General features: G+C 48.6%; 1 tRNA gene and 1 rRNA gene. Both read right to left on the bottom strand.

From position 1 onward, the window contains the following. Window positions 1–263: 263 nt before the first annotated feature. Window positions 264–336, bottom strand: a tRNA-Ala gene (locus tag ACHBID_RS11070). 83 nt (window positions 337–419) lie between these two features. Then, window positions 420–1968: ribosomal RNA gene (locus ACHBID_RS11065) — 16S ribosomal RNA — on the bottom strand. Window positions 1969–2088 lie beyond the last annotated feature (120 nt).

The raw sequence follows: 2088 nt of genomic DNA, 5'->3' as shown, positions 1-2088 counted from the left end.
TTTTTTCAAAAATTAGAAATTGTACTCAGACTAGAAAACTAGTGATTTAGATAAATCCTCTTGTAGTCCTAAGACTACTGCGATGATTTCCTAAAATCATACGTTTTCTTTAACGTCTTCGTAACTTAATTAAACTCATTAAATATTCACAGCGTTTTCGGTTTATTTTCTTGTTACTATTTCTATATGTACTTTCATACATAAAGGAATGTTTGATAGATATTCAATTTTCAATGGACAAGTTTAACAACTTCCGTTGTTAATGGAGCCTAGCGGGATCGAACCGCTGACCTCCTGCGTGCAAAGCAGGCGCTCTCCCAGCTGAGCTAAGGCCCCGTACACCTTATGTGTCTTGGGTAGGTTTTTAACAAAACCTCTCAAAATTAAAGAAGACTAACGTACAGGTTCCGTTTCCTTAGAAAGGAGGTGATCCAGCCGCACCTTCCGATACGGCTACCTTGTTACGACTTCACCCCAATCATCTATCCCACCTTAGGCGGCTGGCTCCTAAAAGGTTACCTCACCGACTTCGGGTGTTACAAACTCTCGTGGTGTGACGGGCGGTGTGTACAAGGCCCGGGAACGTATTCACCGCGGCGTGCTGATCCGCGATTACTAGCGATTCCGACTTCATGTAGGCGAGTTGCAGCCTACAATCCGAACTGAGACTGGCTTTAAGAGATTAGCTTGCCGTCACCGACTTGCGACTCGTTGTACCAGCCATTGTAGCACGTGTGTAGCCCAGGTCATAAGGGGCATGATGATTTGACGTCATCCCCACCTTCCTCCGGTTTATTACCGGCAGTCTCGCTAGAGTGCCCAACTAAATGATGGCAACTAACAATAGGGGTTGCGCTCGTTGCGGGACTTAACCCAACATCTCACGACACGAGCTGACGACAACCATGCACCACCTGTCACCTCTGCTCCGAAGAGAAACCCTATCTCTAGGGCGGTCAGAGGGATGTCAAGACCTGGTAAGGTTCTTCGCGTTGCTTCGAATTAAACCACATGCTCCACCGCTTGTGCGGGCCCCCGTCAATTCCTTTGAGTTTCAACCTTGCGGTCGTACTCCCCAGGCGGAGTGCTTAATGCGTTAGCTGCGGCACTGAGTCCCGGAAAGGACCCAACACCTAGCACTCATCGTTTACGGCGTGGACTACCAGGGTATCTAATCCTGTTCGCTCCCCACGCTTTCGAGCCTCAGCGTCAGTTACAGACCAGAGAGCCGCTTTCGCCACCGGTGTTCCTCCATATATCTACGCATTTCACCGCTACACATGGAATTCCACTCTCCCCTTCTGCACTCAAGTTTGACAGTTTCCAAAGCGTACTATGGTTAAGCCACAGCCTTTTACTTCAGACTTATCAAACCGCCTGCGCTCGCTTTACGCCCAATAAATCCGGACAACGCTCGGGACCTACGTATTACCGCGGCTGCTGGCACGTAGTTAGCCGTCCCTTTCTGGTAAGATACCGTCAAGTGAGAAACTTTCCACTCTTCTCACAGTTCTTCTCTTACAACAGAGCTTTACGATCCGAAAACCTTCTTCACTCACGCGGCGTTGCTCGGTCAGGGTTGCCCCCATTGCCGAAGATTCCCTACTGCTGCCTCCCGTAGGAGTCTGGGCCGTGTCTCAGTCCCAGTGTGGCCGATCACCCTCTCAGGTCGGCTATGTATCGTCGCCTTGGTGGGCCTTTACCCCACCAACTAGCTAATACAACGCAGGTCCATCTCATAGTGAAGCAGTTGCTCCTTTCAAGCATCTACCATGCGGTAAATACTGTTATGCGGTATTAGCTATCGTTTCCAATAGTTATCCCCCGCTATGAGGCAGGTTACCTACGCGTTACTCACCCGTTCGCAACTCATCCGGAAGAAGCAAGCTCCCTCCTTCAGCGTTCTACTTGCATGTATTAGGCACGCCGCCAGCGTTCGTCCTGAGCCAGGATCAAACTCTCATTAAAATTAGTTTGTCCGACTAAGCACTCTGGCTTATCCGTTTATTGTTTTTTGTCATTGACGATTTATATTTCTATAAATCACCCTGCACGTTTGGTTCGTCTTCTTTAATTTTCAAAGGTCTT

It is taken from the genome of Streptococcus sp. A25 (assembly GCF_043674095.1).
GTDB classification, from domain to species: Bacteria; Bacillota; Bacilli; order Lactobacillales; family Streptococcaceae; genus Streptococcus; species Streptococcus suis_V.
The sequence above is the reverse complement of the archived record's forward strand: the minus strand, read 5'-3'. Positions and strand labels throughout refer to the sequence as shown.